The organism is Salegentibacter agarivorans (assembly GCF_900113135.1).
In the GTDB taxonomy this organism is placed as follows: Bacteria; Bacteroidota; Bacteroidia; order Flavobacteriales; family Flavobacteriaceae; genus Salegentibacter; species Salegentibacter agarivorans.
This window is the reverse complement of sequence record NZ_FOOH01000011.1, coordinates 11893-29730: the sequence shown is the minus strand read 5'-3', so window position 1 is coordinate 29730 and position 17838 is coordinate 11893. Positions and strand designations below refer to the sequence as shown.

Genomic DNA, 17838 nt, shown 5'->3' with positions numbered 1-17838 from the left:
TTTTTTAGCTGAAAATTAGCCTTCGGTATTAATTTCAGTCTTAATTTCCTGCATCAATTTTGCACCACCATTGCTAAGAATTTCTTCTGCACATCGCCTTCCAAAATTCTCAATTTCATTTATAGCAACTGTTTTTTCAACGCCTATCTTTTCTTTTCCGTCTAAACTAAAAAGTGCACCTTTAAAATAAACAAGATCTTTGTCTACCGTAGCTAAAGCTCCAATTGGTGCGGTACAACCACCTTCCAGAACCTTTAAAAATTCACGTTCAATATGTACGGTAATTTCAGATTCTTTATGGTTTAATAATGCAAGTGCTTTACGGGTAAATTCATCTTCCTCCATCGCTACTACGAGCATTGCGCCCTGTGCGGGTGCGGGAATCATCCAGTTGAGATCTAAAAAATTTTCTGGCTTTAATGCGATACGTTCCAATCCGGCGGCAGCGAAAATAGCTCCGTTCCAGTTATTATCGTCTAATTTTTTCATTCTGGTGTTTACGTTTCCACGTAAATCTACCACTTTATGAGTAGGATATTGGTTGAGCCACTGGGCTTTACGGCGTAAACTTCCAGTAGCGATTGTACCATCGCTTTCCAGGAAATCCAGGCCTTTATGAATAAGAATATCTTTGGTGTTGGCACGTTTTAAAACCGCAGCTTCAACAATACCCTTAGGTAGTGCTGTGGGTACATCTTTCATAGAATGTACCGCAATATCAATTTTACCTTTAATCATGGCTACATCCAGGGTTTTGGTAAAAATCCCGGTTATGCCCATTTCGTAAAGCGGCTGATCTAAATTTAGGTCTCCGGTAGATTTAACGGGAACTAGCTCGGTTTTATGACCGGCTTTTTCCAGTGCGTTTTGCACAGTTTTTGCCTGCCAAAGCGCGAGTTCGCTGTCCCTGGTGCCAATACGAATTACTTTGCTCATTTTACCTGTTCTTCAAGCTGAAATACTTTCTGGATCAATTCCAGGCTTTCATCGGTAGTTGTGGAATCTCCTTTTAAATGATTGGCAAAGTGTTTCATAATTTTTTGAATAATCCTGTCGCTCACAATCTCTGCCTGCTCATCGTTGAAATCTGAAATTTTTCTACGCTGAAAATCAAGTTCGGCATCTTTCATACTTCTAAGCTTTTTCTTTAAAGCTTTTATGGTAGGTGCAAATTTTCGGGTTTCCAGCCATTTATTAAAATCGGTTTCTACCTCTTTAATAATGGCTTCGGCTTCCGGAATAAACTGTTTTCTACGTTCTAAATTCTGATCGGTAATTTTTGAAAGCTGATCCAGGTGCACCAATTTTACGTTAAGCAAATGCGCTACATCTTCTGAAACATTCTTAGGTATAGAAAGGTCTAAAACCAACAAATTTTTGTTGGAATATATTAATTCTTTAGAAATAGTAGGGTTTTGTGCCCCTGTGGCGACAATTAAAATATCGGTATTTCTAATTTCTGCCTGTAAATCGGCGTAATCTTTTACAATAAGGTTGAATTTACCCGCAATTTTTTCCGCTTTGTCCTTGGTGCGATTAATAAGGGTAATATGTTCGTTCTGTGTGTGCTTTATAAGATTTTCACAGGTATTTCTTCCAATTTTACCTGTCCCAAAAAGCAAAATATTCTTATCTGAAACATTTGGAACGTTATCTAATATGTATTGAACCGAAGCAAAAGACACTGATGTGGCCCCTGTAGAAATTTCGGTTTCATTTTTAATACGTTTACTGGCTTGAATTACGGCATTTACCAGTCGTTCTAAAAAAGCATTTACCAGGCCGTGTTTCTTGGAACGAGCAAAAGCAACTTTTAACTGACTAATAATTTCAAAATCGCCAAGAATCTGACTATCTAAACCGGTACCCACCCTAAACATATGAGAGATTGCCTGTTTATTTTTATGTACATAAGCCACTTTTTCAAATTCTTCTACCGTGCCGTGGGTATGCTCGCAAAGTAATTTAATAAGTTGAAAAGGGTGTTGTGCAAAACCGTAGATTTCGGTGCGGTTACAGGTAGAGGTTACAAGAATGGCATCAATACCTTCCTCTTTAGCTTGTTTAAGCAAGCCTTGTTTAGCTTCTTCATTTAAACTAAAATGTCCTCTTATCTCTGCATCGGCCTTCTTGTAGCTAAGACCTATGGTGTAAAAATGTTTTCCGCTTGCAATATGATAATCTTCCATGAACCTATTTAGGGTATTCGGGACAAAATTAAACTAATCCTAAACCAAAAAGTAACGCTCAAAGTACTTTTTGTATCGCTTTCAGTTATTTTAGGTTTTTTATAACTTTAAAATATAGTAAATACTTACTTTTGCAGTAGTGATAGTCGGTTTAGAGCAAACAGTTTAGAATTATTCTAAATAGACTTAAATTCAAAAAAATGATCTTAGAAGATAAAAATAACGCTGTAGGATTTATTGAAGAGCTGAAAATTGAAGATGGTTTTTATCTTTTAAAGTTTCAAAATGAAACCACTGAGAATCAGAAAATTATTAGGAATATAGATAGTAGCTTTATCCAGTTTCATTTTAATTTAAAAGGCGCCAGCAAGTTTTTGTTCAACAATAATAAATATGAACTTCCGCTTAATGGAGAAAGCTCTTTGCTTTTGTACAATCCGCAGCAAGATCTGCCCCTAAATTTGGTTTTGGAACCAAATTCCTGGTTAATTTCGCTGGTAATTTCTATTAAAAAGTTCCATTCTCTCTTTTCACAGGAAGCCGGTTATATCACTTTTTTAAGTGCCGATAATAAAGATAAAAAGTATTATAAAGATGCACCCATTTCTCCATCTATGGCCATTGTACTCAACCAGGTAATGAATTTTAATCTTACACCAAGTATTAAAAATCTCTATTTTAAAGGAAAAGCTTATGAATTGTTGAGTCTATATTTTAACAGAACAGAAGACCCTAATGTAGAACAATGTCCTTTTCTTAGTGACGAAGAAAATATTATAAAAATTAGAAAAGCTAAAGATATTGTAATTTCCAGGATGGCCGAGCCGCCTTCGCTTCAGGAATTATCAGATGAAATTGGCCTGAGTCTTAAAAAACTTAAAGAAGGTTTTAAGCAAATTTATGGCGATTCGGTGTACAGTTTTCTTTTCGATTATAAAATGGAATATGCCCGGAAACTTTTAGATAGTGGCGATTTTAACGTGAACGAAGTTGGTTTAAAAGTGGGCTACAGTACCGCAAGTCATTTTATTGCTGCTTTTAAGAAAAAATTTGGCACTACGCCCAAGAAGTATATTATGTCTTTAACTTCAAATTCTTAGCTCTATGTTTAAAAAATTTGTCGCCGTTTATATGCTCATCTTTTTCGGTTTCCTTTCAGGAAATGCCCAAGGAACAAAAGATGAAGATGAAAAAGATAAAAAAGAAGTGCTTTTATTTTATAAAACCGAAGGTTTCTGGCATAATTCCATTCCCACCGGGAGAACTTTTATTGAAGACCTCGGCGAAGACCATGATTTTGAAGTGACCTCTACTAAAGATGCCGATAATTTTCATAGCGAAGATCTTAAAAAATATGATTTAGTGATTTTTTTGAATACTACCGGAAATGTTTTTGATGAAAAGGAACAGGAAGGCTTCAAAAATTATATAGAAAATGGCGGTAATTTCTTCGGAATTCATGCTGCTGCAGATACCGAAGGGGATTGGCCCTGGTTTGTAGAACTGGTTGGTGGCTTTTTTGATGGGCATCCAGAAGTTCAACAAGCTGATATAAAATTAAATATGCCTAAACATCCCGCGGTTTCTCACCTGCCAAAAGTATGGACCAGAACTGACGAATGGTATAATTACAGAAACCTAAACCCTAAAATGCAGGTACTTTTGTATCTTGATGAGAATTCGTACCAGGGTGGTACTAACGGTGAAGAACATCCCATTGCCTGGTTTAGGGAAACGGGCCACGGCGGAGTTTCAATTTATACTGGGTTGGGACATACCATTCAGTCTTATATTGAGCCGTTATTTCAGGAACATATTCTACAGAGTATTTTATTTGCGTTAGACAAAACAAAAAACTAAATCCTCTATTAAGGCATAAAAAAGTGTAATAATGTAATACTTAATTACACTTTTAATAAACCTATTTTTGAAGTTGAAAAAGAAAAATATGAGTAAAGGCGTACTATTGGTAAATTTGGGCTCTCCAAAAAGCACCGACCCGAAAGATGTAAAGGAATACCTGGACGAATTTTTAATGGACGAACGTGTAATTGACGTTCCCTATTGGGCCAGGGTACTTTTGGTAAGGGGAATTGTACTAAATACAAGACCCAAAAAATCGGCGGAAGCTTACCAAAAAATTTGGTGGGACGAGGGTTCACCCCTAATTGTTTTATCAGAACGCCTTCAGTACAAAATGGATAAAAACACCTCTGTGCCAATTGCTTTGGCAATGCGTTATGGAGAACCAAGTATAAAATCGGGGCTTCAGGAATTGTATGATAAAGGAGTAGACGAAGTTTTGCTTTTTCCATTATATCCTCAATTCGCCATGGCTACTACCGAAACTATTTTAGTTTTAGCCGAAGAGCTTAGGAAAGAACATTTTCCGGAAATGCAATTCACCACAATGCCGCCTTTTTATAATCACTCAGACTATATTCGGGTTTTAGCTGAAAGTATTTCAGAGAAATTAAAAGGGAAAGATTTTCAGCATTTATTGTTTTCTTATCACGGGGTCCCAGAGCGACATATTAGGAAAAGTGATGTTACTAAATCCCACTGTAAAATTGATGGAAGTTGTTGCCAAACGCCTTCAGCAGCGCATCAATTTTGCTATCGTCACCAGTGTTTTGAAACTACAAGGCTTGTAGCTGAATATTTAGAATTAAAAGAGAATTCATATAGCGTTTCCTTTCAGTCGCGTTTAGGTTTCGACCCTTGGTTACAACCTTATACCGATAGAACTATAGAACGATTCGGAAAACAGGGAATGAAAAAACTGGCCATTGTAACACCGGCTTTTGTTTCAGATTGTTTGGAAACTTTAGAAGAAATAGCGATGGAGGGCGAAGAAATTTTTCACGAAGTTGGCGGGGAAGAATTTACAGTAGTTCCCTGTCTTAACGATAGGGGCGATTGGGTAAATGTACTTTCTCGTTGGGTAGATGAGTGGGCGCATCAAAAGCCTGTTGAAGCGTAATGGCCTCGGTGAATTCTCGAAACCTCGGAGAAAAACCAATAGGTAAATTACTTGTACAGCAAGCGGCACCGGCTTCGGTAGGAATTCTGGTTATGTCGCTCAATATTTTAATCGATACCATTTTTGTAGGAAACTGGATTGGTTCTACCGCTATTGCAGCGATAAATGTAGTGCTTCCGGTTTCGTTTTTTATCGCCGCGCTGGGAATGGCCATAGGCATTGGTGGTTCTTCCATAATATCAAGAGCGCTGGGTGCCGATGATCGTAAAAAGGCACTTAAAACTTTTGGAAACCAGATAAGTCTTACGCTAATTCTTACTATTGGGTTAGTAATTATAGGTCTTCTTTTTGTGGATTCGCTTATTCCTGCTTTTGGCGGAAAAGGCGATATTTTTGAACCGGCAAAAGTTTACTATACCATTGTACTTTATGGAGTGCCTTTCCTGGCGCTTTGTATGATGGGCAATACGGTAATTCGGGCCGAAGGGAAACCAAAATTCGCCATGATTGCCATGATAATTCCCTCTGTGGCAAACTTAGTTCTAGATTATATTTTTATAAATCAAATGGAGCTAGGTATGTGGGGTGCGGCCTGGGCTACCACGGCTTCTTATCTTTTTTGTTTTGGCTATGTTTTTTGGTTTTTCCTTTCCAAAAATTCTGAACTTAAAATTAGTTTACCAGATTTTGGTCTTAATAAACGCATTCTTAGAGAAATTGGTTCCCTTGGCTTTGTTACCTTATCCCGGCAGGCGGTAGTAAGTGTAATCTACCTGCTTATGAATAATATTTTGTTCGACCTGGGCGGGGAAGATGCTGTGGCGATTTATGCAATTATAGCCCGAATGCTCATGTTTGCGCTCTTTCCGGTATTGGGGGTTACGCAGGGATTTTTGCCAATTGCCGGATTTAATTATGGTGCTGAAAAATATCAAAGGGTTCGCAAAAGTATAAATACTGCTATCTTATATGCTTGTGGTTTGGGTTTGCTGGTATTTGGGGGGATAATGTTTTTTTCTGAAGAAATTGTTCGCATTTTCACTAAAAATCCAACGATAATTGCTGAAACTCCCGCTGCGATGCGTTGGGTTTTTGCAGCGACTCCTATTGTTGCAATTCAGCTTATTGGTGCTGCTTATTTTCAAGCCGTGGGTAAAGCCGTACCGGCATTGTTGCTTACTTTGTCCAGGCAGGGTTTCTTTTTTATTCCGTTAATTTTAATTTTACCTAATTATTTTGGTGAAATAGGGGTGTGGATCTCCTTTCCTATAGCCGATTTACTTTCAACGCTGGTTACTGCCTATTTTTTAAACCGGGAAATGAGATTAAAATTAAAGCCTAAAACCTCCTGATATTTCTGCCGAAGAAAAATTCATAAATCCCTATCTTTGTTAGAAAGCTGGAAATACCATGGATACAAATGCTTTAAAAATAGAATTGATTCAGAAGATTATTGCCTGTAACGATATTGCTTTGTTGAAGCAAGTTGAAGAATTATTGCAGAGAGTAAATGCTCTTGAACCGGGGGAAGAATATGAATTAACTACTACAAATTCCGTTGTTCCAGATCGAATTTATGAGCAATTGGAAAAAGATTTCATAGCCTATCAAAATGAAGAGATACAATCTGAAAAATGGGAGAAAGTTGAGCATGAGTTGAAAGAAAAATATGGATTATAAGATAAGGATTTTACCCAGGGCTAGTTTAGAAATAAGTGATGCTTTAAATGGTATTCATCCAGGAATCTGAAAGCGGGAAAAGAGCTTTTAAAGGAAATTAACTTAATATATAATCTTTTACGTTTTGATCCTTATTTATTTAGTGAAATTAAGAAAGGTTATAGGCAGGTACCTTTAAAAAAATTTCCATTTCTCATTATTTACAGGATTTTTAAAGATCAAATTTTAATTCAGTCTGTCTTCAACACCCATCAAAACCCAACTAAAAAACCTTAATCTGTGATAGAATATTACCAGTACATAAAAGCTTTGCACCTTATTTTTGTAATCACATGGTTTGCCGGGCTTTTTTATATTCCGCGTTTATTTATTTACCATATAGAAGCTACTCAAAAACCTGAACCTGATAAAAGTATTCTTGCCAACCAGTTTAAACTAATGACTAAAAGGTTGTGGTTTATAATTACCTGGCCTTCGGCTATTTTAGCGAGTTTATTTGCTTTTCTTTTACTTTATTTAGCACCGGGATGGCTTTCGCAAGATTGGATGTTGGTAAAATTGGGTTTCGTTGTGTTACTTTATGCCTACCATATTAAATGTCATCTTATTTTTAAGGAACTTCAACAAGATGTTGTGAAGTGGACTTCCAATCAAATGAGATTATGGAACGAGGGTTCTACTTTAATTCTTTTTGCGGTTATTTTTTTAGTGATTATAAAAGATGCTCTAAACTGGATCTACGGAGTTTTAGGAATATTTTTATTGGCGGGCATGCTTATGCTGGGAATTAAAATGTATAAGCGAATTAGAACTAAAAACCCCGATGCCTAATTGGTGTGATAATTGATTAATTTGCGCTAATAATTGTTTATGAAGCTTTCAAAACTTTCTTTAAGTACCCGCATATTTATCTCCATGATTTTATTGGTGTTGGGAGCTTCAATTTTAATTGTTGGGATCACAGTTTATCAATATAAGCTGGAAGCCGAAAACTACCACCGCGAACGCCTGGAAAGAAAGGAGCAGGCTATTAGGGAAAATATAAAATTTATTCTCGCCAGTACAACCTACCTAATCAATACCGAGAATATTGATATGATCTTTGGGGAGCGGAATAAGATTCACGAAATGGCCCAGGTGCACGAGATGCAAATTAATATTTATGATTTTCAGGGTCGGCTTTTAATAAAATCAGATCAGTCTTTTTTCAGGGATACTACAGATAATCAGCTGGACAAAGACATTCTTAGAAAACTGGAACGCTCAGAAAGCAAACGGTATATTGAGAAAACCGAAATTAACGGTCAAAAATTTCAATCTTCATATACTTATATTTTAGATAAGAAATTTAAACCCCTGGCGATACTCTATCTTCCCTATGTTCAGGATGATACGGTTTTAAACCGAGATTTGAATAATTTCCTTATAAGGATGCTGGAAGTGTATCTGTTTATGCTTGCCTTGGCGATTATTATGTCTTATTTTCTTTCAAAATATATCACGAAATCCCTTAAAATTATTTCAGATAAAATTACCGAAACCCGCCTGGATAAACGCAACCAGAAAATAGATATAAATAACGCTTCCGAAGAGATTTATACGCTCGTGACAGCGTATAATAGTATGATAGACGAGTTGGAAGAAAGCGCGGTTAAACTGGCCGCCGGCGAAAGGGAACAGGCGTGGCGGGAGATGGCCAAACAGGTAGCTCATGAAATTAAAAATCCGTTAACTCCAATGCGCTTAAGCGTACAAAGTTTTGAACGGAATTTTGATAAAAACGATCCCGAAATTGAAGCAAAAGTAGCCGAATATTCTACCACGCTTATTAATCAAATAGATACGATGAGTTCTATTGCTGAAGCTTTTTCGAATTTTGCTAAAATGCCCGCTCAGCAAAACGAAATGCTGAATGTTCCAAAAATTGTAAAACTTGCACTGGATATTTTTAATGAAGATTATATTCAGTTTTCCAGCGAAAAAGAAGAAATTCTCGCAAAATTTGATAGAACGCAACTCATTAGGGTAATTACCAATTTGGTAAAAAATGCCATTCAGGCAATGGATAAGCAGGAAAATCCACGTATAATGGTAAGTATTCACGAGGAAGAAAAGAATGTTTGCGTGATCATTTCAGATAACGGTGCGGGTATTTCCGAAGAAAATATAGAGAAAGTTTTTGAACCTAAATTTACTACTAAATCCAGCGGAATGGGGCTTGGCCTTGCTATGGTAAAGAATATTGTGGAAACTTATAATGGAAGTATTAACTTTACTTCTAAGCCAGGAAGGGGCACTACGTTTAAGTTGCGTTTTCCTAAATAATAAAGAACGAACCAAAAATTTTAAATATGGAATTCGAAAATATTTTAACCGAAAATAACGACGGTATTTTACAAATTACAATTAACCGTCCTAAAAAATTAAACGCTTTAAACCGCGATACCATTGAAGAATTGCACCAGGCTTTTACTGAAGCAAAAGAAGATGAAGAAGTAAAAGTGATTATTCTAACCGGAACGGGAGAAAAAGCTTTTGTTGCCGGTGCCGATATTAGTGAATTTGCCGATTTCTCTCCTGAAGAAGGTCGCGAACTTGCAGCTGAAGGTCAGGCGAAATTATTCGATTTTGTAGCAAATTTTCCAAAACCGGTTATTGCCGCGGTAAACGGTTTTGCCCTTGGTGGCGGACTCGAATTAGCAATGGCAGCACATTTTAGAATAGCCAGTGATAATGCCAAAATGGGACTTCCTGAGACTTCACTTGGGGTGATTCCCGGTTACGGCGGCACGCAGAGACTTCCGCAATTAGTAGGAAAAGGTCGCGCGATGGAAATGATTATGACCGCGGGAATGATAGATGCCAACCAGGCGCTTCAGTATAATCTTGTGAATCACGTTTGTGAGCCCGAAGAACTGATAGAATTTACCGAAAAGATTGCAGGAAAAATTATGAAGAATTCCTTAGTGGCTATAAGCGCCGCAATTCGAGCTATAAATTCAAATTACGAAGATGGCGTAAATGGTTATGAAGTGGAAATTAGTGAATTTGGAAACTCTTTTGGTACCGAAGATTTTGAAGAAGGCACTTCGGCATTTTTAAACAAACGTAAAGCCGATTTCCCGGGTAACTAAAATAAAAGCTTTAGCATTCAGAATTTAATTTTTGGATGTTAAAGCTTATTTTTTATTTTATAAATAGGATATATTCCATAAATTTGTAATATGTCCAATAATAAAGATTTTATCTACGGAAGAGGTGCGCAGCTAAATGTGCATAACCGATTTGACGCACACGATCATGAGTTTCGTGATGATTTTCTCAACCATTGCGCTACTGAAGGCGATGAGGTGCAAAATTCTAAAACGGTCTTAATAGATACTTTTCCAAAAACTATTGTAAATAAAGTGACCAGCCCAGATGTTGGGATGGGATTTTCGTTAAATCCTTATCAGGGCTGTGAACACGGTTGTATTTATTGTTACGCCCGTAATTCTCATGAATATTGGGGCTATAGTGCGGGACTTGATTTTGAACAAAAGATCCTGGTAAAAAGAAATGCGGTAGAACTGCTGCAAAAGAAGATTAGTAGCAAAAATTGGGAAGCTACCCCTATTGTGCTATCTGGTAATACAGATTGTTATCAGCCAATCGAAAAAAAACTAAAAATTACGAGGCAGCTGCTTCAAACTTTTTTAAAGTATAAACATCCGGTTGGTATTATCACCAAAAACGCCCTGATACAGCGGGATATAGATATATTAAAAGACCTGGCGGCAGATAATTTGGTTCAGGTTAGCTTATCGGTCACTTCCCTCGAGGAAGAAACCCGAAGAATTTTGGAACCCAGAACGGCTAGTATAAAAAAACGACTGGAAACTATAGAAAAGCTTTCTGTAGCGGGTATTCCGGTGAGCGTGATGATGGCGCCAATAATTCCCTCAATAAATTCCCACGAAATTATGCCGCTGGTGAAAGAAGTAGCTGAGAGGGGTGCGCTGGGTGTTGGCTATACAATTGTTAGATTAAACGGAGCTATTGGAGGCATTTTTACCGATTGGATTAGGAAAGCGATGCCAGACAGGGCCGATAAAGTTTTGCATCAAATAGAAAGTGTTCACGGTGGAAGTTTAAACGATAGCAGGTTTGGAACAAGAATGAAAGGCGAAGGTGAATTTGCCAGCCAGGTGGCACAGCAGTTTAAAATTGCTAAAGCAAAATATCTAAAGGAAAGAGAAAGGCCGGTTTTAAATTGCGATCTACACGAGCAATACAAAGATGGACAAATGAAGCTTTTTTGAAAGACTGTCGTGAAATTTAAGATGAATTTATAAGCCTAAAGCTGAAATCATTAATATTTTAGAGAACAGAGAACAGAGAACAGAGAACAGAGAACAGAGAACAGAGAACAGAGAATATGCCAGAACTACCCGAAGTTGCCTATCAGAAAAAATATGCCGATGCTACTATTCTGCATAAGAAGATCGTAAAAGTAGAGACCGGTGATAAAAAGATCTACCAGTCGGATAAAAATGAATTTGAGGAAACCCTAAAAGACAATCAATTTATTGGGAGTGATCGTTTAGGAAAATATCTTTTCCTGAATTTAAAAAATAAAAGAGTTTTGGTGGTACATTTTGGGATGACCGGGAAACTGGAGTATTATCAGCACGAAGAAATACCTAAATATGCGCAACTCACCCTTACCTTTGAAGACCATTCTAAAGTTTCCTTTACCTGCCCGCGTAAATTTGGAAAGCTTTATTTAGCTGAAAGTCTGGTTAAATTTCAGAAAGAGAACGGTCTGGGAGTTGATGCGCTTGCTCTTCAAAAGGAACAGTTTTTCGAAATTTTAGAAGGTAAAACCGGGACGATAAAAGCTCTGCTAATGAATCAAAAACTCCTCGCTGGAATTGGGAATTTATATGCTGATGAAATACTTTTTCAGGTTAAAATTCATCCAACAACAAAAGTAGATCAACTTTCAGAAAAAGAGAAAATCGAAATTTTTAAAAAGATTGAAGAAGTTCTGGAGGTAGTTAAAAAAGTCAGGGAAGAAGGGCGAAAACTACCCGAAAGCTATATCACTACCGTTCGTAAAAAAGGTGCCGATTGTCCCAGGAATAATGGTAAAATAGAACAAATTAAAGTTTCAGGCAGAACCACTTATTTTTGTCCCACTTGCCAAAGGGAGAAATAAGTCTGGCATTTAGCTTTCCTAAAAGATTTATTTGGTATGTTTAGCATAGTGTTACAAAAATAGCTTTCTGGCTACTCACTATTTATGAGATATTACCTTTTGCTTTTTTTACGGTCACATTTGTGTTTTCTTCATTTTCACAAACCGAAGAGAAGCTATCTCAATTACCTTTTGATGCTATTAGAGACTCCATTCATAAATATAAATTTTCTGATAGGCCGAAAGCAATCAAGGCTGCCGAAGCATATATTTTAAAAGGAAAAAGGGAGAAAGATAAAACCGAAGAATGGTTAGGGATGGAATCTATTGCTCTAATTTATGTTAGGTTCCGGATGTATAAGGAAGCCAATGAGCAGGCTGAAAAAACCTTAGAATTTGCCAAAAATAACAACCTTCCAAAGCAGGAGATGAGGTCGCTTTCTTTTCTTGGAGACTTGCAAAAAGCGGTAACTACAGTTGATAAGCAACTTTTCTATTATAATAAGTTATTACAACTTGCTGAAGCCCGAAATGATGAGGTGTATAGGGAAACTGCGCTTAATAAAATAGCTGCTGTTCAGGATTTTAGTGGCAATACGGAAAAAGCAATAAACACTTATAAAAAATCATTGGAATATTATCAAAACAAACCTCTTGATTCTAATTTTAATCAAATAAAAAAGAATAGCAATATTCTTTCAATATACAGCAGTTTGGCTATTTCGCATTTAAAATTAAATCAACTGGATTCAGCAAAGTTATATAGTACCAACATTAAAAAGTTTAAAGAAAAAGAACTGGATACTTGCTATGCAGCTTATAAGTATACTATAGATGCTGAAATAGCATACAAAGAAAAAAGGTTTAAAGCCGCCCGACAAAACTATGAAAAAGCATACGCTGTTTGTCCCAGCGAATATGATTTAATACAACTAAACAAAGCCTATGCTTTGGGTAAAATAGTAGTTGGCGAAAAAAACTATCCTGAGGCTATTAGAATATTACAGAAAGGTCTGGACGATTATCAGGTAACTGCGGTAGAAGAAGGATTTATGGGAGATTATTACGATAAGTTGGCTGAAGCTTATAAAAATACAGGCAATTTTGAAAGCGCAAGTTATTATTTTGAAAAATACCTTAGCTCGCAAGCTGAATTTAACCAACTTAAGGAAAACGCCAGAGAAAGCTTTATAAAAAAAGAAAGGGCCGCATTTAAAAAAGATTTTGATGCTTTGGTCTCTGAAAAAGAAAAAAATCAATCAAATTTTAAGTATTTACTATTAGGAGGTGCTATCCTTATTTTGGCGCTCCTCTTTCTATTGCTGAAATTTTACCGAAATAAGAAAGCAGACGAATTAAAATTTGAAACATTATTGGCAAAAATTGAGGCAGCCCCATCTCCTGAAGGTATTATTGATACCAGAGACGAAGAGCTGGAAGAAAAAAATATCACCGAAGTGCCGGAAGAAACAAAACAACAAATACTTGAGGGTCTCAAAAAACTGGAAAAACAAGAATATTTTTTAAAACAAGAATGCAATTCCTATAATGTAGCCAGAAAAATTGGAACAAATACCTCTTATCTTTCTAAAGTGATTAACAACTATTATGGAAAGAATTTTAATACTTACATTAACGACCTTCGTATAAATTATACCATTACAAGGTTAAAGAACGATGCGATTTTTAGATCGTATTCTATTCAATCCATCGCAGAGGAAGTGGGTTATAAATCGGCAGATTCTTTCACTAAATATTTCAAAAAAGACACGGGTCTTAACCCTTCTTTTTACATTAAGGAAATTAAGAATATCACTTAAAATTCCCGTTGGCACCCTAAATTTATAAATATAGGTTTAGTATAATTTCAATTTTTGAAAGTAATCTATTTTCTTTTTAATCCTTTTCTTTGCAGTGTTTAACGTAATTTTTCTTGTGCCCTAATTTTCTAAAACTGGGTTTCCTTTTCTTTTTTATTGAGTTTTTGTGATGCAAATTTGGTTTCAGAAGTTAACCATATAAAAGCGTTATTATGAAAATACAGAATGAGAAAAAACGAAAGAAAGGATTAGTGTTAAAAATAATCCTGGGGTTTATTATAGGTATTTCCTTTGGTTTTGGAATTGGGAAAATGGTCAAATCCAATGGGAGTTTAGTGAATTCTATTGAAAAGAGTCTTCAGCAAAACTGTAATTGTGAAAGTGTAATAGTAGAAGATCGCGCCATTGGAATTCAATTCAATAAACTAGACGGTTTCAGTAATTCAAAATTAGGCATCACATTAATAAATCCCTCTTATTCTTCTTCTGCAGAAAAGGAAGCAAACCGATTAAACCGTATTCTGAAAAAAGACGTTCAAAATTTTAAATCGGTGGATTTTATCACTTTTAATTTTAAGTCAAAAGGCAGAACTAAAACTGTAAAAATTAAAGATGGAAATATCCTGTAAGCTACAAACACTCAAGATAAACTAAAAACTACTGCAATGAATACTTCAAAAAGTAATCAATTTTATGGCTCATAGCCTTTGCCTTTATAGCCTACATATTTGTCACCCAATATATTCATTTACAAAATCATTAATCGTGAAAAATTCCACTACAAAACGCATTAAACTTATAAAATTTGCTATCGGCATCTTAATAGGTGTTACAATTTATCTAATCGTACAACTAATATTCTAAACCAAAAATTATGAAAACACTTTTAAAATTCCCATTCGTAATAGCCTTATTGTTGATAGGAGGCTCTATAAAAGCTCAGGATTTGTATGGATCCTATAGTGGCAACCTTGATGTACAGGGCATGCAACTGGAGTTAATTTTTAATATTTCATCGGGTGAAGATAGATGTGAAGCCACCCTGGATGTTCCTGCCCAGAGAGCTTCAGGAATCGAACTGGATTCGGTAGTTTTGCAAGACGATACCCTAACCATTAAATCGGCCAAAATGCAAATGACCTATACAGGCACATTAACCGATGATTGTATTGAAGGGACTTACAAACAAATGGGCAAAGAATACCCGCTAATATTGAAGAAAACTGTGAAGAAAAAACCAGGAAACATTGCATTGCCATCTACCGATGCCGAATTAGATAAACTCGCTGCGAAAGAAACTGGAGATTACAAATACTCAGTAGAAGATTATTTTACAACCCCCGAAGCCTTTTCGTTTCAGCTATCTTCAGACGGAAAATACATAGCATATATGAAGCGAAGAAAAACCGGTGAGCGCGACCTGTATTTAAAGGAAACTGCAACCCAAAAAGAAACCCTTCTGAAAAAACAAGAGGAAGACTTAATTCGTGGCTTTTCCTGGGCAAACAATGAACGTATTTTATACCTTCAGGATAAAGGAGGTAATGAAAACTATCACGTATTCGGGGTAGATGTTACTGGCGAAAATGGTAAGGAGCTTACACCTTTTGAGGGAGTAAGGGTTAATATAATAGAGTCTTTAAAAGAAGACGAAAACCACGTGATTGTGCAGATGAATAAGGACAATTTGCAACAGGAAGAGCCGTATCGTCTTAATATAAATACGGGCGAGGTTACCAAATTGTACACTGTACAAGATGGGGACCCACCGGTTGCTGGATACAATTTTGATCGTAAAGGCAACTTGCGAGCTATTACAAGAATTGTGGATGGTGTAAATACAGAGCTGCTTTATAAGATTGACGGCGAATTTAAACGGGTGAAACTTACCGAGTTTGGTGATACCTTTGGCATTTCTTCTTTCAACCCGAATACTGAAAATCCAGACGATGCTTATGTGGTTTCTAATCTTGAAGATGATAAAATAGAGATTCAACTTTACGATTTAAAGAAGGACAAAAAGATAAAAACTGTTTTCAGTAATGATACTTTTGATGTTTCGGGTATCTCGCTTTCCAGAAAACGCAATTATGAAATAGATTATTTTAGCTATACAGGAGAAAAAACAGTGGTTGTTCCGGTAAGTGAGACTTATAAGAAAATCTATAAACGTTTACAAAAAGAATTTGGCGATAAGCAGTTTTTCACTGTTGGAAAAACCGATGATGAGTCGCAATATATGGTTGCGGTTACCAGCGATAAAATTGTGGGTGAATACTATCTATACGATGTAGAGAAAGATAGTGTGACCTTATTATATAAATTGTTGCCACAGTTAAAAGCTGAAGATATGGCAAGCATGAAGCCTATTAGCTTTACAAGTCGGGATGGGTTAACGCTTCATGGATATATTACACTACCCAACGAATATAAAGAAGGATTACGTGTACCTTTGATTGTAAATCCGCACGGCGGGCCGCAAGGAATTCGTGATAGCTGGGGTTTTAACCCTGAAGCACAATTGTTTGCAAGTCGTGGGTATGCAACTTTACACGTTAATTTCAGAATTTCCGGGGGCTATGGGAAGAAGTTTTTAAAAGCCGGCTTTGGGCAGATAGGTCGTAAAGCCATGGACGATGTAGAAGACGGGATAGATTATGTGGTAGAACAAGGTTGGGTAGACAAAGACCGTGTGGCGATTTATGGCGGTAGTCACGGTGGTTATGCTGTATTGCGCGGAATGACGAAAACACCCGATAAATATGCCTGTGGTGTAGATTATGTTGGAGTTAGCAACTTAAACACCTTTATGGAAACTATTCCACCCTACTGGGAAAAATACCGCGAGTTATTGTATAAAATATGGTACAATCCAGGTATTCCGGAAGAAAAAGAAATTATGGACGAAATTTCTCCGGCATTGCATGTAGATAAAATAAAGAATCCTTTGTTAGTGGTGCAGGGAGCCAACGATCCTCGTGTAAATATAAACGAGGCTGATCAAATTGTGGAAACCCTTAGAGAAAAAGGTGTAGAGGTTCCTTATATGGTGAAATATGATGAAGGACATGGCTTCGGTAAAGAAGAAAACCGATTGGACCTGTATAAAGTTATGATGGGCTTTTTTGCAGAACATCTTAAAGTAGAACAAGCAGAGCCGGTTAAAGGCTAGTTATTCGTACAGTTAAATTAAAAGGCTGGTCCAATTTGCACTGGCCTTTATTATTTTGAGCCTTCCCACTCTGCATAAAATTGCTCCAGATAAAGTTCCATAAATTCATGGCGCCTTTTGGCAATCTCCTTTCCTGTTTTAGTATTCATTCGGTCTTTTAGTAAAAGCAACTTTTCGTAAAAATGATTAATTGTTGGTGCGGTAGAAGCTTTGTATTCTTCTTTGGTCATATTTAAATCGGGTTCAATTTCAGGATCATAAAGGGCACGGCCTTTAAAGCCGCCGTAATTAAAGGTTCTGGCAATACCTATTGCACCCAGCGCATCTAATCTGTCGGCATCCTGAACTATTTCCAACTCTATAGAATTAAATTCCTGCTGAATATTTCCGCCTTTAAAAGATACATTTTCTATAATCTTCACTACGTGATTAATAATTTCACCTGAAACCTCTTGTTTCTGAAGAAATTCTGAAGCCACTTTTGGACCCACACTTTCATCGCCATTATGAAATTTTGAATCGGCTATATCGTGAAGCAAAGCGCCTAATTCTACGATAAAAAGATCCGCATTTTCATTTTTTGCAATCAGTTTCGCATTATTCCAAACCCGCTGAATATGAAACCAGTCGTGACCGCCTTCAGCATTTTTAAGGGTTTCTTTTACGAAGGCTTCAGTGTTTTTTAATATCTGGGGTTTATTCATATTTAAATCAAAGAATATTTTTGGAAGTGTCGCTTCGTCAAGCTGAACTCGTTTCAGCTTCTAAGGATTTTAGATCTCCGAATAAATTTCGGAGCAGGCTCTGAAATAAAT

The 17838-nt window shown here is 36.5% G+C and carries 16 protein-coding genes; 13 read left to right on the top strand and 3 right to left on the bottom strand.

The features are described 5' to 3' along the window. Positions 1–15: 15 nt before the first annotated feature. Together hemC and hemA are read right to left on the bottom strand one after the other, a co-directional pair. Positions 16–936, bottom strand: coding sequence for a hydroxymethylbilane synthase (gene hemC / locus BM084_RS09530; RefSeq protein WP_075325503.1), 921 nt, complete (start codon positions 934–936; stop codon positions 16–18). Beyond that, complete coding sequence (gene hemA, locus BM084_RS09525) at positions 933–2189, bottom strand: glutamyl-tRNA reductase (protein ID WP_075325504.1); 1257 nt, start codon at positions 2187–2189, stop codon at positions 933–935. The genes hemC and hemA overlap by 4 nt, the downstream gene beginning before the upstream one ends. A gap of 200 nt (positions 2190–2389) precedes the next feature. On the opposite strand from hemA, the gene BM084_RS09520 reads away from it, so the two are divergent. From BM084_RS09520 to BM084_RS09460, 13 genes are all read left to right on the top strand, one after another. Further along, the gene (locus BM084_RS09520) at positions 2390–3289 is read left to right on the top strand and encodes an AraC family transcriptional regulator (protein ID WP_075325505.1); all 900 of its coding nucleotides are present in this window, start codon (positions 2390–2392) and stop codon (positions 3287–3289) included. A gap of 4 nt (positions 3290–3293) precedes the next feature. Beyond that, positions 3294–4049, top strand: a complete 756-nt coding sequence (locus BM084_RS09515) for a ThuA domain-containing protein (RefSeq protein ID WP_075325506.1) — start codon at positions 3294–3296, stop codon at positions 4047–4049. A gap of 88 nt (positions 4050–4137) precedes the next feature. Next, the gene (gene hemH / locus BM084_RS09510; RefSeq protein ID WP_075325507.1) at positions 4138–5172 is read left to right on the top strand and encodes a ferrochelatase; all 1035 of its coding nucleotides are present in this window, start codon (positions 4138–4140) and stop codon (positions 5170–5172) included. Further along, complete coding sequence (locus tag BM084_RS09505) at positions 5172–6524, top strand: MATE family efflux transporter (RefSeq protein ID WP_075325508.1); 1353 nt, start codon at positions 5172–5174, stop codon at positions 6522–6524. Before hemH ends, BM084_RS09505 begins: the two co-directional genes overlap by 1 nt. Positions 6525–6582: 58 nt before the next feature. After that, a complete protein-coding gene (locus BM084_RS09500; protein ID WP_075325509.1) occupies positions 6583–6852 on the top strand; it encodes a hypothetical protein in 270 nt (89 codons plus the stop codon). Between the two features lie 282 nt (positions 6853–7134). Then, positions 7135–7683, top strand: coding sequence for a CopD family protein (locus BM084_RS09495; protein ID WP_075327884.1), 549 nt, complete (start codon positions 7135–7137; stop codon positions 7681–7683). A gap of 39 nt (positions 7684–7722) precedes the next feature. Further along, positions 7723–9177 carry a sensor histidine kinase gene (locus BM084_RS09490; protein ID WP_075325511.1) on the top strand — a complete coding sequence of 485 codons (1455 nt, stop codon included), beginning with the start codon at positions 7723–7725 and terminating at the stop codon, positions 9175–9177. Positions 9178–9203: 26 nt separating this feature from the next. Then, the gene (locus tag BM084_RS09485; RefSeq protein WP_093304506.1) at positions 9204–9986 is read left to right on the top strand and encodes an enoyl-CoA hydratase/isomerase family protein; all 783 of its coding nucleotides are present in this window, start codon (positions 9204–9206) and stop codon (positions 9984–9986) included. 90 nt (positions 9987–10076) lie between these two features. Continuing rightward, positions 10077–11153, top strand: a complete 1077-nt coding sequence (locus BM084_RS09480; RefSeq protein ID WP_093304504.1) for a PA0069 family radical SAM protein — start codon at positions 10077–10079, stop codon at positions 11151–11153. Positions 11154–11269: 116 nt separating this feature from the next. Beyond that, entirely contained in the window at positions 11270–12052 is a 783-nt protein-coding gene (locus BM084_RS09475; protein WP_093304502.1) for an Fpg/Nei family DNA glycosylase, read from the top strand. A gap of 122 nt (positions 12053–12174) precedes the next feature. Beyond that, positions 12175–13851, top strand: coding sequence for a helix-turn-helix domain-containing protein (locus BM084_RS09470; RefSeq protein ID WP_093304500.1), 1677 nt, complete (start codon positions 12175–12177; stop codon positions 13849–13851). Positions 13852–14063: 212 nt separating this feature from the next. Beyond that, positions 14064–14480 carry a hypothetical protein gene (locus BM084_RS09465; protein WP_093304498.1) on the top strand — a complete coding sequence of 139 codons (417 nt, stop codon included), beginning with the start codon at positions 14064–14066 and terminating at the stop codon, positions 14478–14480. Between the two features lie 245 nt (positions 14481–14725). Further along, complete coding sequence (locus BM084_RS09460) at positions 14726–17023, top strand: alpha/beta hydrolase family protein (protein ID WP_093304496.1); 2298 nt, start codon at positions 14726–14728, stop codon at positions 17021–17023. A 50-nt stretch (positions 17024–17073) separates the two neighbouring features. Here the strand turns inward: BM084_RS09460 and BM084_RS09455 are convergent, their stop codons facing one another. After that, the gene (locus BM084_RS09455; RefSeq protein ID WP_075325521.1) at positions 17074–17727 is read right to left on the bottom strand and encodes an HD domain-containing protein; all 654 of its coding nucleotides are present in this window, start codon (positions 17725–17727) and stop codon (positions 17074–17076) included. Positions 17728–17838: the final 111 nt, after the last annotated feature.

Bases quoted from the DNA above. Each gene is read 5' to 3' on its own strand.
- hemC (WP_075325503.1), bottom strand. From the start codon at position 936: ATGAGCAAAGTAATTCGTATTGGCACCAGGGACAGCGAACTCGCGCTT.
- hemA (WP_075325504.1), bottom strand. From the start codon at position 2,189: ATGGAAGATTATCATATTGCAAGCGGAAAACATTTTTACACCATAGGT.
- BM084_RS09520 (WP_075325505.1), top strand. From the start codon at position 2,390: ATGATCTTAGAAGATAAAAATAACGCTGTAGGATTTATTGAAGAGCTG.
- BM084_RS09515 (WP_075325506.1), top strand. From the start codon at position 3,294: ATGTTTAAAAAATTTGTCGCCGTTTATATGCTCATCTTTTTCGGTTTC.
- hemH (WP_075325507.1), top strand. From the start codon at position 4,138: ATGAGTAAAGGCGTACTATTGGTAAATTTGGGCTCTCCAAAAAGCACC.
- BM084_RS09505 (WP_075325508.1), top strand. From the start codon at position 5,172: ATGGCCTCGGTGAATTCTCGAAACCTCGGAGAAAAACCAATAGGTAAA.
- BM084_RS09500 (WP_075325509.1), top strand. From the start codon at position 6,583: ATGGATACAAATGCTTTAAAAATAGAATTGATTCAGAAGATTATTGCC.
- BM084_RS09490 (WP_075325511.1), top strand. From the start codon at position 7,723: ATGAAGCTTTCAAAACTTTCTTTAAGTACCCGCATATTTATCTCCATG.
- BM084_RS09485 (WP_093304506.1), top strand. From the start codon at position 9,204: ATGGAATTCGAAAATATTTTAACCGAAAATAACGACGGTATTTTACAA.
- BM084_RS09480 (WP_093304504.1), top strand. From the start codon at position 10,077: ATGTCCAATAATAAAGATTTTATCTACGGAAGAGGTGCGCAGCTAAAT.
- BM084_RS09475 (WP_093304502.1), top strand. From the start codon at position 11,270: ATGCCAGAACTACCCGAAGTTGCCTATCAGAAAAAATATGCCGATGCT.
- BM084_RS09465 (WP_093304498.1), top strand. From the start codon at position 14,064: ATGAAAATACAGAATGAGAAAAAACGAAAGAAAGGATTAGTGTTAAAA.
- BM084_RS09460 (WP_093304496.1), top strand. From the start codon at position 14,726: ATGAAAACACTTTTAAAATTCCCATTCGTAATAGCCTTATTGTTGATA.
- BM084_RS09455 (WP_075325521.1), bottom strand. From the start codon at position 17,727: ATGAATAAACCCCAGATATTAAAAAACACTGAAGCCTTCGTAAAAGAA.